A 17,194-nucleotide genomic window follows, 5' to 3' on the forward strand; every position below is an offset into this window, starting at 1 on the left:
AGCGCCCCTATTTGCAACAACGTTGCACAAAAATTAATCGAAATTTAAACCAAGTAATTGATTTACCTCACTTTAAGCATTGGTCTTACCTGCTGTACCGCGCCATTCTGGAAACGGGCATAGTAAATACCGGTAGGCAGATAGCTGGCATCGAAGGTAAAGGTATAGGTACCCGGTGCGTGTACTTTGTTGACAGGCACGCTTACCAACCTACCCATGGTATCAAAAATCTGCACCATGGTGTTGCCTGCACCGGTGATATAGGTGATGGTAGTACGGTCCGTAAAAGGATTGGGACTGTTGATAATAAGGTGTTTATCCTCATCCGGGGTAATATCAGGGATGCCGGTGATCACGCCGCAGGCCACGCCGCTGATAAGGGGCAGCTGCTGGTAATCTTTCTGCAGTACCATCTGCAGTTCATCCGGCTTTACGCAGAACCATTGTTGCAGCAGGGAGGCGTAGACTGACCTGAAATCGTACTGCATAGGGATGTTATCGTTTACGGAGCTGGCATCCGGGATGGAAGGGGTGTTACCCAGTACGCCCTGCATCACGTAATCGCCAAATACGATCATCGGAGCGGCGGCGCCATGGTCCGTACCCATACTGCCGTTGGATTTGATCCTGCGGCCGAATTCGGAGAAGGTCATACCTACTACGCGGCGGCTCGCTTTGAGTCCACGCAGATCGGCCATAAATGCGCTGATAGCTTCGGATACGCCTCCCAGCAATTTGGCGTGCGCGCCTTTGGAGGTATCCCCGGCTTCGGCCTGGCTGGCATGGGTGTCAAAGCCGCCGGTGCTCACCATGTACAATCTTGTTTTGAGGCCACCGGCTACCAGTCGCGCTACAATTTTCAGCTGTGCCGCGAGGTAGTTATTAGCCGGGTAATCGCCCTGGGAAGTAACCTTGGCGGCCGCTTTCTTAATGGCCTGTTCGTAACTGTTGGTTTGTTTGGCGATCAGGCGGATATATTCCAGTTCCTTACCGGCTTTGGTGTTAGGCACCGGATCCAGCACGCCGTCTATCAGGTTGTAGAAGTCGGTGGCGCTGGTGATGGCGATGCCCATACTGGCGTCCGTACCCTGGAAGGCCGGCGATACGATAGAGCCTATCTGTACAGCCAGCGGATCAGGGTTATCCGCGTTGGGATAGCCGTTCGGGAAGCCGGGGTGTTGCGTTTCCAGGTAGCGGCCGGCCCAGCCGGTGGTCAGCACCTGGTTGGAGTCGGAGCCGGTGAGCCATATATCCGTAGCGCGGAAGTGCGAGAAGTTGGGAGAAGGGTATCCCACGCTTTGGATGATGCTTACCTTACCATCGTTGTATAATTTCTGGATACCTGTCATGGAGGGGTGTAAGCCCGCTTTGGTATAGCCTTCGAGTCGCAAGACCTTTCCTTCCTGGATGGCGATGTTGGTACGTGCGGACTGGTAGGCGGCGTATTTATCCAGCGGGATGACCATGTTGAGACCATCGTTACCGCCGGTGAGCTGGATCATGACCAGTACGTGGTCATTATCGGCGGCGGCGCTGAGTGCCTGCAGCAGGGGCGTGGAGCCGAATGCTTTAACGGAGAATCCACCGAGCAGTGTAGGCAGCACCGTAGCGGGGGCGGTATATTTAAGAAAATCTCTTCTTTTCATAAGGGTAAATCAACTGATCAGGATAATTGGTATTCAGACAGGTCCATGATGTATTTATAAAGCGCCTGGAGGCGGATATGAACATCACTCCGGGCCTGCATGTCGTTCGGATTGGATACATACAGCTGCCAGGCGTTGGTCCAGTAGTAATCCTGGGTTTGGCCGGTCAGCAGGATGGTATCTTTCAGGAATGTCTTCAGGTTATCGGACACGCCTATACGATATAATATATCCAGTGAATCAGAGATGAGCGCTACCGGGTTGCCGGGATTGGGCAGCTGGGCGGCAAATGCCATCGGGTCGATGAACATATTGAAGTTGAAGCCGCGGTCGCTAATGAGGGCATCGGTAAGCATATTCCTTTTGGGCAGCGTATCGGTATTGATCCAAAGTTCATGGAAGGACGGTTCCTGGTAGTAGGCGTCCCAGCCGGCTACCAGCGGCGGATCGCCGAGGTTTTGCAGCATATAGGCGGCCGTGCTGTGGATCACTTTCCAGCATTCGTAGCGGGTGGTATAGTCGGCCGGGAACTGCACGTTGAACTCACGGAATACGCCCACGCAGAAGTCTACCGGCGATTTGATCAGGCAGGCATAGTTCAGCGGGTCGAAGAAATGTTCGCTTGTAAACAGTGCGTTGAGCGTGGTTTTGATGTCGTAGCCACTGGAGCGGAAGATATCCGCCAGGGGCGCGATCACGTTTTGTTCCGTAGCGGCGTCTATTTCGTAGTAAACGAAGAACCGGTAGAGTTTGCGGCAGATGAACTTAGCCACTTCCGGCTGCGCGAAAATAATGTTGAGGAGGTCGTCCAGCTCGGTAGCGCCGGCGGGGCCGGTTTTGCCGGAGATGACTTTATTGGAATAGAACGCGGAGAACTGTTTGTTCTCGATATCGTGCTGGGTGGTATTGAAAGTGCTGGTAATGTTGGCGTCATCGATACGGAAGCCGGTGAGTACGCGGGCGGTGGCTTTCACGTCGTCTTCCGTGTATTTGGAGTCCGGTCCTTTTCCGACGGTAAAGAGTTCGTGCAGCTCGCGCGCATAGTTTTCGTCTGCGGCGCCTTTGGAGTTGAGGTAACCATTGAGGTACACGAGCATGGCCGGGTCGAGGGTGATGGCTTTGGTAAGCGCTTTGAAGTTCCCCAGCGCGTGCCGGTGCATGGTCAGGTAGTTTTGGTAGAGGTACCGGCTATCCTGCACAGTAATGGTTTCCGTAACGAAGTGGTTGTGCCAGAAGACTACCATTTTATCGTGTATGCTTCTGGGTTGGTTGATCAGTTGCCCGATCCACCAGGATTTATAAGAGGTAATTCTATCGTTTTCGGTATCGACATCGCCTTTGGGGGCTCTTACCCAGGTGGCGCCGATGGGGACGCCGGTGGAGTCGGTTCCATAATTATTCACGGGCGGCTGTGGGTCCGGCTGTACGGTGAGCAGGGTATCCACGGCCTGTTGCATATTCATGCTGCTGAATGCTGCCAGGTCTGCCGGCGAAACGCCGAACATGGTCCGTTTCAGGAGGTGGAGAATTTGTTGTTTGCCCCATGGGCCGGAATAAGGAGCTATGCCGGTAGTAGTACGGGCTGCTTTTGGGGCAATGGCACTACGTGCAGGCGATAGGGTAAGGAATTGTCTGCGATCCATAATAAACGATATGGTTGATAGCAATTGTGCTTAATCGGACGGTAAATTAGTAAAAAGTTTAATTCAAGTAGATTAAAATATTACGAATTAATCTATCATATGCATTCCTATACTATATAGAAAAAACTCTAAGATATTGAGTGATAATAGACAATAAAAAACGAGCCCGCAGTTGTTGCGGGCCCGTTACTATAAATATTTTTATTTTTTTAGTGGAGATTTTCAATGACGCCGGCGATACCTTGTCCACCTCCTACGCAGGCGGTCACGATACCATATTTCTTATTGAGGCGTTTCATATCTCCGAGGATCTGCACGGTGAGTTTAGCGCCGGTGCAGCCCAGCGGGTGGCCTAGGGCGATGGCGCCGCCGTTGATATTAACGATATCCGGGTTTATGCCCAGTTCGCGGATAACGGCGAGGGACTGGGAGGCGAATGCTTCATTGAGTTCGACGAGGTCGATATCGTTGAGCGACTTGCCTGCTTTTTCCAGTGCTTTAGGCACGGCGGCCACGGGGCCTATGCCCATGATACGGGGGTGTACCCCTGCGGAAACGCAGGATACGAGGCGGCCGATGGGCTTGAGGTTCAGTTTATTCACCATTTTCTCACTCATGACGATCACGAAGGCGGCGCCATCGGACGTTTGGGAGGAGTTGCCGGCGGTAACGGAGCCGCCTGCGGCGAATACCGGTTTGAGTTTGGCGAGGGCGTCGAGGCTGGTATCAGCACGCGGACCTTCGTCCGTATCTACTGTATAGGAGCGGCTGGCTTTTTTGCCTTTGGCGTCAACATATACCTCATTTACTTCTATGGGGAGGATACCTTCCTTGAAATAGCCGTTTTTAATGGCGTTTAAGGCTTTTTGGTGGGAGTTGTAGGAGAACAGGTCCTGATCTTCCCGGCTCACCTTAAATTCCTTTGCAACGGCTTCGGCGGTAAGACCCATGCCTATATAATAATCCGGGTTGGATTTGGCTACGGTGTAGTTGGGCACGGTTTTCCATCCTGCTACGGGCACCAGGCTCATACTTTCGGTACCGCCGGCGATGATGCAGTCGGCCATGCCGGATTGGATCTTTGCGGTGGCGATGGCGATGGTTTCCAGTCCTGATGCGCAATAGCGGTTAACCGTCATGCCCGGTACTTCGATCCCGAGGGCTCTCACAGATATCATCCGTCCTATCTGCAACCCCTGTTCTGCTTCCGGTACGGCATTACCAACGATCAGGTCATCGACCTGTTTGGGATCGAGTTGGGGAACAGACTTGAGTAAGCCTGTAATCACATCAACTGCCAGATCATCGGGCCTGTAAAAGCGGAAACCTCCTCTCTTGGATTTGCCTACCGCGGTGCGGTAACCGGCAACTATATACGCTTCTTGCATTGGACTACAATTTTATCTTGAGTTAACGATATTAACTATCCTTTCAAATTTAATTAATTTAAGGATTAATATTGTCAGAGAAACCGTTAAATTTGGAATCCGGAATTTAACAGATGACAAGACTCTGTAGCTCAGTTGGTAGAGCAGCTGACTCTTAATCAGCGGGTCTAGGGTTCGAGTCCCTACAGGGTCACAATTGAAAGTTCAGATAAGAACGAAGAAAGTAAAGAAGCCCGCGTAAATCCAGTGTTTACACGGGCTTCTTTATTTTTTTTGATGCAATTAGATGCAGAAAGATTCAAATAAAAAGGTGAGCAATACGGTTAGCAGATGTGCGTTGTATATTTGCTAACCGAATCGACCCGAAGTGCTGATCTGGATTGAGTTTGACCAATCCCCTGGAGGTGTCAAGACAAGTGAAGTTGAAACAAGATTGGTTAACAAAAAATGTGTTTTTATGGAGAAAGGGCATCAAAGTTTCTCTATCCTTTTCTGGCTTAACCGCCGGCGTTGTAAAAATGGCAAGCCTGGTATCTATAACTCTCCTATTTTCTTATTATCAGGTCAACTATAAGCCTAAGCGGGTAAAGGACTATAGCCAGGAGAAAATCTGTGGCAAATCCTATTAATGGCAGCAGAATGTAAATCCAATACTTGTACCTGAAAGTTGTTGCTACCTGTTGATATAACAGATGCCAAATTTTGATGATAACTTCTCTATAGTAGACAATAATCGTCAGGTCGGCGAGCAGCATTCTCAAAAGCCTTACGACCAAAGCGGAACCAAATTGGTTAGTAGTAAATGCAAGGTCAACCAAAAATATCTGCCCCAAGACCGGCAGAAGGAACAAGGCACCAAGCAATGCAGTCCTGTTTATTATTAATAGTATTGCTCCAGCGACTTCCAGGACACCAGCTGTAACATAAAAAATTGCGCTTTGTTTAAATAAATGCCAAGCAATGTAAAACTTGTCAATGTCTTTCAAGGGTTTTTCCAGGATACGTTGATCATGACAACAACATACGGACATTGCGGCAACGGTTGTTCGGAAATGGGCCGGAATTGGGGCAAGAGTGGTAGACGTATAACCCAGGTTTCGCCTGCGGCGGGCTTGTTTCCACACTTTTAATATTTTTTCCTTTCACCAGCACTCCATTCACGCACAGCCACCCGACTTTGGAGGGGGCAGTCTGGTAGCGGTTGTATTACAACCGTACATCTGGCCGATTGAAGGACATCGTCAATCTCATCATCAAATGCCCTTACAACTGGCTATCTGCTGCGAAGATCGGGCAAGGTGCCGGAACACCTTGCCCGCGGAGATCGTACAGGTGGCCTTGCCACCTGTACGTAAAGATAGGTCCGGCAGCCAGCTACCGGGCCGCGAAGATTGACCGGGTGGCCGGCCACCCGGCCGCGGAATCGGAACGGGCTTCGCTCCGTTAGCGAGCGGTGTTTTTGCTCCGCAAAACGCGCTCTCCCCGCTCTCGTTGGTCGCATGAGAAGTCATTTCTCTGATCAATCGGATGGCAATTCCCCAAGAAAGAGAAGAAGGTGAGCATTGGAGGGAGCAAAAAATTGACGATTTTTTTTACATTTACCCTATGAGAATGACTGTAATGTTATAAATCCTTTTCCTGGCTTAGTTCTTAAGCTATACGCTGTGGCCTTCCCTCATGGCGTGTTTTTGTATTCTTCAAATCTTATAACCCAAACTAAACGGCCAACAGGCAACTGTTGCTGCATGTAGTAGTTTTTAATCTGAAAATATATGTCAGAAATATTAAGTAAAAAGGAAATTCAGCAGTTCATTCATAGTGGTTTTGTTCGCATTGAAAATGCATTCCCGAAAGCAATTGCGGATGCAGCTGTAGATATTCTCTGGAATGACCTGCCTTTTGACAGGTTTGATCCCACCAGCTGGACGGAACCTGTCGTACGATTGGGGATGTATGCTCAGCAACCTTTTGTTGACTCCCTGAACAGCAACAAACTGCACTTAATTTTTGACCAGTTGATTGGTAAAGACAGATGGATACCCTGCCGGAATGTAGGAACGTTTCCTGTCAGGTTCCCGGCTGCCAGGCAGCCTGATGATACAGGCAAACACGTAGATGCAAGCTTCCCGGGAGATGAACATGGTAATTACTTTGAGTGGCGGGTCAATATTAAATCAAGGGGCCGGGCGTTGTTAATGCTCGTATTGTATTCGGACGTTAGTGAAAATGATGCGCCTACGGTAATTTATGAGGGCTCTCATATTGATGTTGCAAAGGTTTTATCCAAAGAGGGCGATGCAGGTCTTTCATTTATAGAGCTCGCAGGCAGACTGGGCGGCCTGCCGGAAAGGAAAGAAGTATATGCGACTGGTAAAGCGGGGACGATTTATTTGTGCCATCCGTTCCTGGTGCATTCCGGTCAGGCACATAACGGGAGTAATCCTAAATTCATGGCTCAACCGCCTTTGCTGTTAAAAGGTGAATTGGAAGTATTGGATACTAAGGCTGTATATCCACCTGTTGAACAGGCGATCCGTTTAGGTTTAGCTTAGTGCAGCTAAAAGCATAAATCCCTGCCAGGTAAATTTCCGGCAGGGATTCTTTTTTACTTCTTAAATAACTTTACCACCCACTTCCCCAGCGTCATCAATACCACCATTGCCAAGCCTGCTGCCAGCCCCAATCCGAACTCTTTCAGGAAACCTGCCACATTCGGCAGAAAATGATGGAAGTAATCTATATTATGCAGGAATATCCCACCTGATACAAGAATGAGCGCAAATGTGCCTACCACAGCCAGCAATCTGATAATGAGCGGGAGGGCCTTCACCAGCATAATGCCGATGGTGGCAAGAAATCCTTTATTACCATAGCGGCGGATCAGCTTATAGCCGGCATCATCCATCCTTACAATCAGGGCCACGATGCCATAAACGCCGATGGTCGCCAGCACGGCCACGATCGATACGGTGAGTATTTGTGTAGGCAATGGCTTATCCAGCACGGATCCCAGCGCGATAATTACGATTTCTATCGACAGGATAAAGTCCGTTGTAATCGCTGATTTCACTTTAGTTTTTTCAGCAGCCGGGTCATTTTCCTGTACTTCAGCGGCTTTTTCATGCGTTTTTTCCTCCCCGCGGTGAAACAGGTACTCAATGATTTTTTCCACGCCTTCGTAGGCCAGGTAAAGCCCGCCCAATATCAGCGCGATTTTGATTGCCAGCGGAAAAAATACGTTGAGGAGTAATGCAATGGGGATAATGATCAGTTTGTTAAGAAAAGACCCTTTTGTAATTGCCCATAGAACCGGCAGCTCACGTGAGGAAAGGAAGCCGGTAGCCTTTTCGGCATTTACAGCGAGGTCATCGCCGAGAATGCCCGCTGTTTTGCGCGTAGCTACTTTAGCTGTTACAGAAACGTCATCCAGTAATGCAGTAATATCATCAAGGACTGCAAATATGCCCGAGGCCATTGTGTTGGTTGTTTTTAGTTCAATATAGGTTCGTATTCAGCAATTAGCGTACCGTTGTTCCGGTTAGCCCTTCTCCGAATAAGGGGCAAAGCTGCTGGTTTTTTTTCACATCTGCAACAAAAAGGCGCCAGGCCTGGCGCTGAACCACAAACTTCCCCACTTTACAGTTGGCGCGGCCGGCCGAACAAATATAAACTTTCCATGATCGCCGGGCAACGGGGAGGGAGCCCTAAGCAACAAAGGCGATCGAACCCCGGCTTTGGCAAGCCAGTTACGGAGCAGGCGTACTGCCAGGCTGCAAATGCCTTAAATCACCACTGCAATCCTGCCACACCCCGCTGCCTTAATTTCATGCATTTAACCCAAGGCCTGTAATTACACCCCCATATGCTGAACAACCACTCCATGGCATTGCCCCCGGCTAAAGACAGGAGAGGACAAAATAAAAATGCTATTCACATGAAACAGCACACCAATCCCAAAAAGTTGCAGTTAACCAAAATTAAAGTTGCTAACCTAACTGCACCCAAACAGCAAAACAAAATCTGTTTAACTTCTGCTGACCAAACTACCTGCCCTGGCTGCAAGCTGACTATTGACTGCGTTTGATAAGCGTTCCTGCAATGTCACAGGGCCAGCCCCTGTGACATTGATTCAGCGTTGTTTACGCAATCCGCATTTTACCAGACATATGCTGCAAAGCTTCCCTAACCGCTGGCAGATAGCTGCCATGATACATAAAGGGCATCCGCCGAATTTCAGCAGACTATTTGCCTTCCCTGGTTTGCTGCCTTGCGCTGCCGGTGATACGGCACAGTGATTTTCTTTCATAGCCTTTGGTTTATCCATTGATACCAAAAGCATCTCTCTAATCACCCCATTTCAAACTTTCTTTTGCTGAGATATTTTTAATCTGCATGAGGCACTTATAACGCTGCTGCGCTGCGGTATGCTTATTTTTCCAACCCATCTTGTGCATGAGCGTATTGATAGGGGTGTTCTTAAAGAATATCGCTGTTAGTAACTGCTGGCAATAGCTGGTAATTTTCCCCAGCCAGCCAGGGAGATGATGGAGGTACGGACTTTCCTGTTCCTGCTCCTCCGGCAACTCGGGGAGCTCCGCTGAGGCCAGCCGGTACTTATTTTCCCGGAGTTGTTTTAGCCAAAGGTTCCTCGCAATGGCAAACAGGTAGGTGCTCATGGAAGCGGTGAGTACAAAATCCGATGAGCGCAGCTTTTCCAACAGTATTAATACCGCCTCCTGGAATATATCCCCGGCATCCTGCATGTTTCCGCTATTCTGGCGGATATAACGGGAGATAGCAGGAAAGCACTGGTCATATAAGTACGTATAGGCTTTACTGTTGCCTTGTTTGAGCAGGATTAATAAGTCTTTTTCCGGGATTTTGGGCATGATTTTATAATATATACCAATTTACGGAGTTTATCACCCAAAAGAGCTGTATTATTTAAAACGTCCTGTGCTGGTGATTAGAACTGTATTCAACAAATAAAGGGGAGCCTCCCGGCTCCCCTCTCTGCTTCTCAATAGTTGGCATTTGTTAAGACAAACTCTTAATGACTATTCTGCACCAGCCTTCCCTCACCATAAGCAATAGAAGTCTGGGAGAATGGTAATATCCACAGGTGCGAATCCGGACCGATCGAATACGTAGCCGTTCCCTCCACCTTTGTAATCGTAGCTTTATACACCGGATCATTGTTGAATCGACGGATGTCCAGGTAGTTGTTACCGTATCCGCGGTACTCTGCACGGGACTCCCGGCGGATCAGGGCAATCGCCTCCGCTTCCGTGGCTGCTGTCAGGTCTTTATAGAAGGAGGTAATGATGCGTTTGCGGCGCACGGTGTTCAGCGTTTCCATGGCCTCGGCATACTTACCCGCTCTCGCCAGGCATTCCGCTTTAGCGTAGTAAACTTCCGGGGTGCGGATACCGCCGCTGTTCACATCATCCATGCGGCGCTGTGTAAACACCCGCATATTGGAGAGTACACGACCTACGAAGTTGATCTTAAAGCGGGCATCTCCCGGCTCGTAATCAGCACTGTCGGAAGGCAGCAGCAGGGAGGCATAGAAGCCCTGGTTCTTGACGATGCTGCCGCCGTAATTAAAGTAATAGTTCTCCGGGTTGTTGAACTCATACTTGGCGAGGCCCAGCGAAGGGGAGGTACCATCTGCCGCCGTTTTGTTATCGTTGTAATACTTCACGTAATCAAACAGCCTGTTGTTCATGGCCAGCGCTTTGTCCGCCATCTCTTCCGCTTCCCGGTACTTCTGCTGGAAGAGGTAGATGCGCATGAGCATAGCGTATGCGGCGCCCTTGCCTGCCATCATCGGGTTGGCGCCCATATCTGGCAAGGCCGGTATTGCTTCCGTCAAATCTTTGATCATGAAATCATAGACCTGCTGTACGGTGGACTGGGAGAGTTTTTGCTCCATTTCTTCCGCCACATTGATGATGACGCCCGGATCCGTGGCTGCTGTTTTAGCATCATACGTTTTGGCGTAGGTAGTGATGAGGTAGAAATAGTTGATCGCCCGGGCCACTTTGGCTTGCGCAATCAGCGCCGCCTTTTCCGCATCCGTACCGGTGGTGGCGCCAGGCACATTATTGATCACCACATTGGTGATAAAGATATTTTTATAGGCAGATGAATATCCCGCATCCGTTTGTATAAACTGCGTCCTGTCCACGTTTTCCTGCCAGTTATAATTCACCGTGGTGAGGTTCACCGCTGTTTGGGAAGCAGGTAACAGCCTCCAATCGTTGACGAGTGTTGCATGTACGGAGTAGTCGATCACATGGGCATCGCTATGCTCAATCAATCCCCGGTAATCCGCCAGGGTTTGAGGAACCTTATCCCCTCTCGGCACAATCTCCAGGTATTTATTACAACTGGAAGCACCTATCAGCGTTGCACCACAAAATATGATAGTTATTAATTTTTTCATCAGTACTAAATTGAAAGGTTGATACCAAAGTTATAAGTAGGCATGATCGGTAATCCCCTGGAGATGGAGCCATTGGAGATAGACGCCGCCTCCGGATCAATTCCCTGGCCGTTAAAGCCGATGTAGAACAGGTTATCCGCCTGGAAGCGTACACGCGCGTTGGCTACCTTCAGGCGCTTCAGCCAATCCTGCGGCAGGTTATAGCTCAGGGAGAGGTTTCTGGCCTTGATAAAGCTGGCGTTGGCGATAGATTTTTCCGAGTACATGTAATAGCTCCTGCTTTGGGACAATACTGTTTTATCGTAATCAAAGGAGAGCTTCGGAATATCTGTCACCAGCTCGTCGCCCGGCTGTTTCCAGGCATTCATAATACCTTCCATGTACACGCCGGAAGGATAACCTCCGTTCATGGTAGGCAACTCAAAGCGCATGATATGACCGGCATTGTACACCAGCATGAAGGAGAACTGGAATTGTTTATAACTCAGGTTATTGATAATTGCTCCGGTATAGCGCGGCAGATAAGTACCGCTGTAGGTCAGCACCCGGGGGTCCGTTATCAACCCATCCGTCGGCTTACCATCCAGGCCGTAAATCATTGCATTTCCTTTTTCATTCACGCCGGCATAACGGTAGCTGTAGATACTGTAGAACGGATCGCCCTGCAGGTAGTAGTTAGCCGCATTCGGAATCAGCTCGGAAACCAGTTTAGGACTGTAGTCTACCTTCGTTACCTTATTCTTGTTATAAGCGCTGTTTACCGTAATATCCCAGCTGAAGCCCCTGCGGCGCAGGACGTTGCCACGGACGGATAATTCCACACCGCTGTTCCGCATACCGCCATTATTCACTTTGGAACTGGAGAATCCGAGCGCAGGGTCCAGGGTGACGCCGGCCAGGAGGTCCGTACTGTTCCTGATATAGAAATCCATGGTACCGGAAAGGCGGTTACTCAATGTGGCAAAGTCGAAACCGACATTGGTGGTAGCCGTTTTTTCCCAGCGGAGGTTAGGATTTGGCGGCGCGCCAATGCTGCCTGTCAGGTTACCGGTTTGGTTGCTGGCGCTGTAATTGGCCACCATGTAAGGACTCGCCTCTTTGGATACGTTCCCGTTCACTCCATAGGAGGCGCGGAGCTTCAGCATATCCAGCCAGGAAAGGCCTGACATAAATTCCTCGCGGGACATGATCCAGCCGGCACCGGCCGACCATAAAGGACGATACTGGTACCTTGGATTGGTTCCGAAGAGATTGGATAAATCCATACGGGCGCTACCCGAGATCATGTATTTCTCATTGTAGGTATATGCTGCGTTTCCGTAGAGGGATACAAAGCGGTTGATCACTTCCCTCACCCTACCCAAATCAGAAGCGCTCAGCTGGCCCCTTACACCGTTCAAGCCGATGAAACCATTCTTAACATCATCCACGTTTACAGGCATGGACGACATGGTTTGCCAGTCGTATCCAAAGAGGGCAAAATAATCCCGGTTGATTTTTGATTCACGTACCTCAGAACCCAGCAAACCTACCAACTCATGTTTACGGTGGAAGGTATGGTTGAAATTCAGCTGTTGCCGGAAGGTGTAGGCGCGGGTAGTGCCCGTCGCGCTACGGAGGCTGTTGCCGGCCGGCACTTTGAATTTCAGGTTGCCGGCAGCGTCTTTATAGGAGAATGAATTGAGGAAGCCACGCATGTAGCGGGAGTTCTGATCCATGAACTGCTCCGTTTTGTCGCTATTGCGCTCATACTGGAACATTACATCGTAGTTCAGCCACTTCGTAATTTTGGCATTCAGGCGGATGTTGGTACGCAGATCGACGCCTTTATTCTTTTGCAGGTTGTACCCTACTTCATCCGCAGGGTTCACACTGAGGTCGAACAGGCCGTTATTTTTAATAATATCCTGTGTAGCTTTTGATTCCTTATTGCGCAGCACAGTCAGGTTGCCATTTGCATCCAGTGCGGATTCATATGGCATGAGATAATCAAACCAACTGGAAGCGGTGGAATTAAACCCTGTACTGTTATCAGGAGAAACGCCATCGGAGAAGTTCAGGTACATGCCAACATCTGCTGTCAACCATTTGGATATCTGCGTGGAGTTCCGCATGTTGATGCCGAAATACTTGTTATTCTCTTTGATGTTGTATGCCTGGTCATTCCGGAAAGTAGCGGATAAATTGAAGATATTGGATTCGCTTGCTTTACCGATGGAAATATTGAATTGCTGGTTTTGTTTTGGGCGAACCAGCTTGTCCAAAATCTGCTGGTTATACTGGTTCACGCCTTTCAATACTTCCAGCCGGGCATCCGCTTCAGCCCGTGTTATCTTGCCTTCCGCCACCTGCAGCAACAATTCCATAGCAGGGTTATTGTAACCGGCGGCTTCCCTGATTGTAGCGGCTGTACCAATTGGATTGGAAACAAAGAGCGGGTTATGATCAAAGTAATAGGTTGTCAGATCAACCAACTCTGCTGAGCTGGCACGCTTGCGGTAACTCAGGTCCCACTTGGGCGTTACGGCATAATCAGCGCTGAAGTTGACATTGGTTTTACCCTTCTTCGCTTTTTTGGTGGTGATGACGATTACCCCGTTTGCTGCGCGGGCCCCGTAAATAGAGGCTGCGGCCGCATCTTTCAATACAGTGATGCTTTCAATATCCTCCGGGTTGATATTCGGCGTTTGGTCTACCACCCAGCCATTAGCGTCGATATAACTATTTTCAACGGGGAAACCGTCTATCACGTATAGCGGGTTGGCGCCCCTGGTTTCAAAAGTGGACTGACCACGCACCTGAATCTTATCCTTATACACCATTACGCCCGGCAGGTTGCCTTCCAGCACCTGGTTCAGGGAGGAGATACGGCGTTTGTCCAGGTCTGCCGCCTTAACGGTGGCAAATGAACCGGTAGCGCGCTCCCGGCTGATGGTCTGATAACCGGTCACCACTACCTCGTTCAGGACTTTCGTTTTAAGCATGATCGTCATGGCCTGCCCCACCACCACCGGTACCGTGGCCTTATCCATACCGGGAAAGGTAACGGTGACGGATTGAATACTGTCGGGCAGTGAGAAGGCGAACTTCCCATCTCCATTGGTGCCGGTGTAGAACTTACTGCCGGCTGCCATTACAATAGCGCCAGGGATAGGATTGTTGGAATCATCGATTACTGTTCCATATACCCTGTTGGCAGGAAGCTGCTGCAACGCTTGCCGGGCCTGTGCGGCAGCGGCCTGCTGCGCCGCAATACCTTCCCTGCTCTGCTTTGCTACGATTGTATAGTGATTCTTGTCCACATACAAAAACAACAGGTTATTCGGATACAGGATGCTTTTCAACACTTCTTCCACCGGCTTACTGCGCTGTGCTTTAACATCTACCGTAGTAGTTTTACCATTCACGAGCGCCCCTTCGTACATGAAGGTAGTTCCGTAAATTTTCGTTACCTCCGCCAATGCCTCTTTAACGGCGATGCTGCCGTCCCTGCGCTGCGCGCCGGCATAGTTGAAGGTGAGTAAAAGTACGCATAGGTACAAGCAGCCCCTCAGGCTTTGTCTGGTACAAATCCCCATTGATCTTGGTTTTTAAAAAATAGTAAGTTTAATAGCCCCGCGGACCGTTGTTCTTAAACGTCAGCGTATCGTTATGCTTTTCGATGGTAACATTCAGGATGGCCGACAATTCAAACATGACACTGTTGATGTTTTGTAACCTTAAAGTTCCTTCGATGGTTTTGTTGGCAATGGATGAGTCCTGCAGTACGATGGTATAGCCAAATTGATCCTGCAATGTTTCAATTATCTCTTTTACAGAAGTCATGGTAAGCTCCATTTTATTTTCCCGCCAGGCCATTGTTTGGGCGCTATTGGCAGGAACGGTAACCACCTGCAGCCTGTCCGACTCATAGTTGGCTTTTTGATCAGGACTCAATACTACAGCTGTATGTTTTTGCAGCTCGGTGACTCTTACCTTACCACTTTGCAGAAATACTTCTGCCTTGTTTCTCCTGTACTTTATATTAAAAACTGTTCCTAATACTTCTACATCTATCTCGCCGGCATGCACGGTAAACGGCGCTGCCAGGTATTTAACAGCGGGCTTTACTTCAAATATCGCTTCCCCGCTCAGCCAGACCTCTCTTTTTTGCTGACTCCACCTGCGGTAGGTGATCGTCGTATTGGCATTCATGGTAACGATGGAGGAATCCGGCAAGGTCACCACCAGGTGTTCCCCGTTTCCGGTGGTATATTTCTTCTCCCTGTTACCAAACAAATAATATCCACCTATGAGGGCTGCCGGCAGTATTACAGCCGCCGCTGCGTACCGTAACCATCGAAGGGATGGCCTACGGGCGGCCACGGAGCCATGGAACACGGCAGCGTGAATATTTTCCCAGACCGCGGCCTTTACTGCATCCGCGGGCTTAAATCTTTCCAACCCATAAATACCCTCCAGCACCTGCCTGGCATACCGCATGTCCGCTACATTCCCATGCCCTGCGGCCTCCCAGGCTTCCCAAAACGCCGTAGCTTCCGGCCGGGCATAACGCACCCACTCCACGAAGAACGCGTCTTCCAGGAAGTCTTCTTTGGTATATAAATGGTAATCTCTGCTTTTCAATTCCCAACAATCGTTAGTACCACAATTTCAGGTCGCATGGAGGAAGTAACCCCTTGCCTTAAACAGAACACAAGGATTTTGCAAAACACCCCACTTTTTTTTAAATTTTTTAATTTTTCTTAAATGAATTTTTAACCCAATTGTTTTTATACTTTTACATCCGTATTAATATCCTTATATCTGATCCTCCACGGACGGTTACTAACAGCCTTCACCAACGGCTACACTATTTTTTGTATTTTTAAGGCGAGAAGTTGGGACATGGATCTTTCATCAGCATCTGATACGGCGCTCTGGGAAGCACTACAGCATAACAACGAATTGGCTTTTGCAGCAATCTACGACCGGTATTTCAACCGGTTATACGAGTATGCCATGCGCCTGCACCAGCACGAAGAACTCGTGAAAGATACCATCCAGGAACTGTTTATTAAACTCTGGACCAACCGGCATAATCTCAGCAATAAGGTGGACCTGCGCCCTTACCTCTTTGTGGCGCTCCGCAGTACGTTGTACAATCGGCTCCGGCCCCGGCGCAACGTGACGCTCGTGGCATTCGACCAGGAAGAACACGATTTCCTTGCGAACTTCTCCTACGAGCAAACCTATATTAACAAGGAAAGCCAGCAACAGCAGCACAAACAGATTATAGCCGCGCTCAACCAGCTCAACAGCCGGCAGAAAGAAATTATTTACCTCCGCTATTTCGAGGAACTGGATTATGACCAGATCGGGGAAATCATGGGCATCTCCGTAAAAGGCGCCTACAAGCTCTCCGCAAGAGCCCTGAAGAGCCTGAGGGATATCATGCAGCTGTCCGCCCCGGGATTGATCATCCTGCTGCAGGCTTACAAGGCCAGTCTTCAACAGGCGGGGAATTAACCAACTACTCCTCGCCCCATACGGTGAGGACTAAACTCCGGGAACCGCCATCGTTCCTGTGTTCACATAAATATATACCCTGCCAGGTACCCAGTGCCAGCCTGCCATTGTGTACCGGTATCATTACGGAAGCGCCCAGCAACGAAGCTTTGATGTGCGCAGGCATATCATCCGGCCCTTCGTAATCATGCTCGTAGTCAGGATCATTTTCCGGAACTGCCTTGTTAAACCACATTTCAAAGTCGGCACGCACCGTAGGATCCGCATTTTCATTGATGGTAAGCCCCGCTGAAGTATGCTGTATAAAAACCTGTAACATCCCCGTTTTAATGCGGGACAGCTGCGGGATGGCCTGCAACACCTCGCCGGTGATCAAATGGAATCCCCTGCTTCTTGGCCTCAACCTTACGCCCTGCTGGTATATCTTCATGCATTTGCTGTTTGTTGCAAAATTAATACATCCCTATCTTTATACGGAACGTCTGCTTTCGGACGATCATGTTCCAAAAACGGACACTTAAGGCAGATGACGCATTTACATCTCCCTGAAAATCAATAACG

12 protein-coding genes and 1 tRNA gene are annotated in these 17,194 nt (G+C 49.4%); 3 read left to right on the top strand and 10 right to left on the bottom strand.

Annotation, left to right across the window (positions count from 1 at the left end; translation table 11 throughout):
* Positions 1-62 precede the first annotated feature (62 nt).
* The 3 genes from BOC67_RS04920 to BOC67_RS04930 all read right to left on the bottom strand — a co-directional run bounded on the left by BOC67_RS04920 (position 63) and on the right by BOC67_RS04930 (position 4,677).
* Positions 63-1,646 (bottom strand): DUF1501 domain-containing protein, encoded by a 1,584-nt coding sequence (locus BOC67_RS04920; protein WP_291907938.1) that lies wholly within the window; start codon positions 1,644-1,646, stop codon positions 63-65.
* A gap of 17 nt (positions 1,647-1,663) precedes the next feature.
* Complete coding sequence (locus BOC67_RS04925) at positions 1,664-3,289, bottom strand: DUF1800 domain-containing protein (RefSeq protein ID WP_291907939.1); 1,626 nt, start codon at positions 3,287-3,289, stop codon at positions 1,664-1,666.
* A gap of 209 nt (positions 3,290-3,498) precedes the next feature.
* Positions 3,499-4,677 (bottom strand): acetyl-CoA C-acyltransferase, encoded by a 1,179-nt coding sequence (locus BOC67_RS04930; protein WP_291907940.1) that lies wholly within the window; start codon positions 4,675-4,677, stop codon positions 3,499-3,501.
* Between the two features lie 120 nt (positions 4,678-4,797).
* On the opposite strand from BOC67_RS04930, the gene BOC67_RS04935 reads away from it, so the two are divergent.
* Positions 4,798-4,870: transfer RNA gene (locus tag BOC67_RS04935), tRNA-Lys, on the top strand.
* Positions 4,871-5,222: 352 nt separating this feature from the next.
* On the opposite strand, the gene BOC67_RS04940 is transcribed toward BOC67_RS04935, so the two are convergent.
* A complete protein-coding gene (locus tag BOC67_RS04940) occupies positions 5,223-5,801 on the bottom strand; it encodes a hypothetical protein (RefSeq protein WP_291907942.1) in 579 nt (192 codons plus the stop codon).
* Positions 5,802-6,449: 648 nt separating this feature from the next.
* Here BOC67_RS04940 and BOC67_RS04945 point away from each other — a divergent pair.
* Entirely contained in the window at positions 6,450-7,229 is a 780-nt protein-coding gene (locus BOC67_RS04945) for a hypothetical protein (RefSeq protein ID WP_291907944.1), read from the top strand.
* A 53-nt stretch (positions 7,230-7,282) separates the two neighbouring features.
* On the opposite strand, the gene BOC67_RS04950 is transcribed toward BOC67_RS04945, so the two are convergent.
* The 5 genes from BOC67_RS04950 to BOC67_RS04970 all read right to left on the bottom strand — a co-directional run bounded on the left by BOC67_RS04950 (position 7,283) and on the right by BOC67_RS04970 (position 15,751).
* Positions 7,283-8,152, bottom strand: coding sequence for a DUF808 family protein (locus BOC67_RS04950; protein WP_291907947.1), 870 nt, complete (start codon positions 8,150-8,152; stop codon positions 7,283-7,285).
* A gap of 868 nt (positions 8,153-9,020) precedes the next feature.
* The gene (locus tag BOC67_RS04955) at positions 9,021-9,566 is read right to left on the bottom strand and encodes an RNA polymerase sigma factor (protein ID WP_291907948.1); all 546 of its coding nucleotides are present in this window, start codon (positions 9,564-9,566) and stop codon (positions 9,021-9,023) included.
* Between the two features lie 161 nt (positions 9,567-9,727).
* Positions 9,728-11,125, bottom strand: coding sequence for a RagB/SusD family nutrient uptake outer membrane protein (locus BOC67_RS04960; protein WP_291907949.1), 1,398 nt, complete (start codon positions 11,123-11,125; stop codon positions 9,728-9,730).
* A 5-nt stretch (positions 11,126-11,130) separates the two neighbouring features.
* Positions 11,131-14,667, bottom strand: coding sequence for a SusC/RagA family TonB-linked outer membrane protein (locus BOC67_RS04965; protein ID WP_291907951.1), 3,537 nt, complete (start codon positions 14,665-14,667; stop codon positions 11,131-11,133).
* Positions 14,668-14,731: 64 nt separating this feature from the next.
* Positions 14,732-15,751: a FecR family protein gene (locus tag BOC67_RS04970; protein ID WP_291907953.1), complete on the bottom strand. Its 1,020-nt coding sequence runs from the start codon at positions 15,749-15,751 to the stop codon at positions 14,732-14,734.
* 261 nt (positions 15,752-16,012) lie between these two features.
* On the opposite strand from BOC67_RS04970, the gene BOC67_RS04975 reads away from it, so the two are divergent.
* On the top strand, positions 16,013-16,633 hold the full coding sequence (locus BOC67_RS04975; RefSeq protein WP_291907955.1) for a sigma-70 family RNA polymerase sigma factor: 621 nt from the start codon (positions 16,013-16,015) through the stop codon (positions 16,631-16,633).
* Between the two features lie 4 nt (positions 16,634-16,637).
* Here the strand turns inward: BOC67_RS04975 and BOC67_RS04980 are convergent, their stop codons facing one another.
* Positions 16,638-17,057, bottom strand: coding sequence for a secondary thiamine-phosphate synthase enzyme YjbQ (locus BOC67_RS04980; RefSeq protein WP_367115525.1), 420 nt, complete (start codon positions 17,055-17,057; stop codon positions 16,638-16,640).
* Positions 17,058-17,194 lie beyond the last annotated feature (137 nt).

Source organism: Chitinophaga sp. CB10, from assembly GCA_001870995.2.
Taxonomy (GTDB): domain Bacteria; phylum Bacteroidota; class Bacteroidia; order Chitinophagales; family Chitinophagaceae; genus Chitinophaga.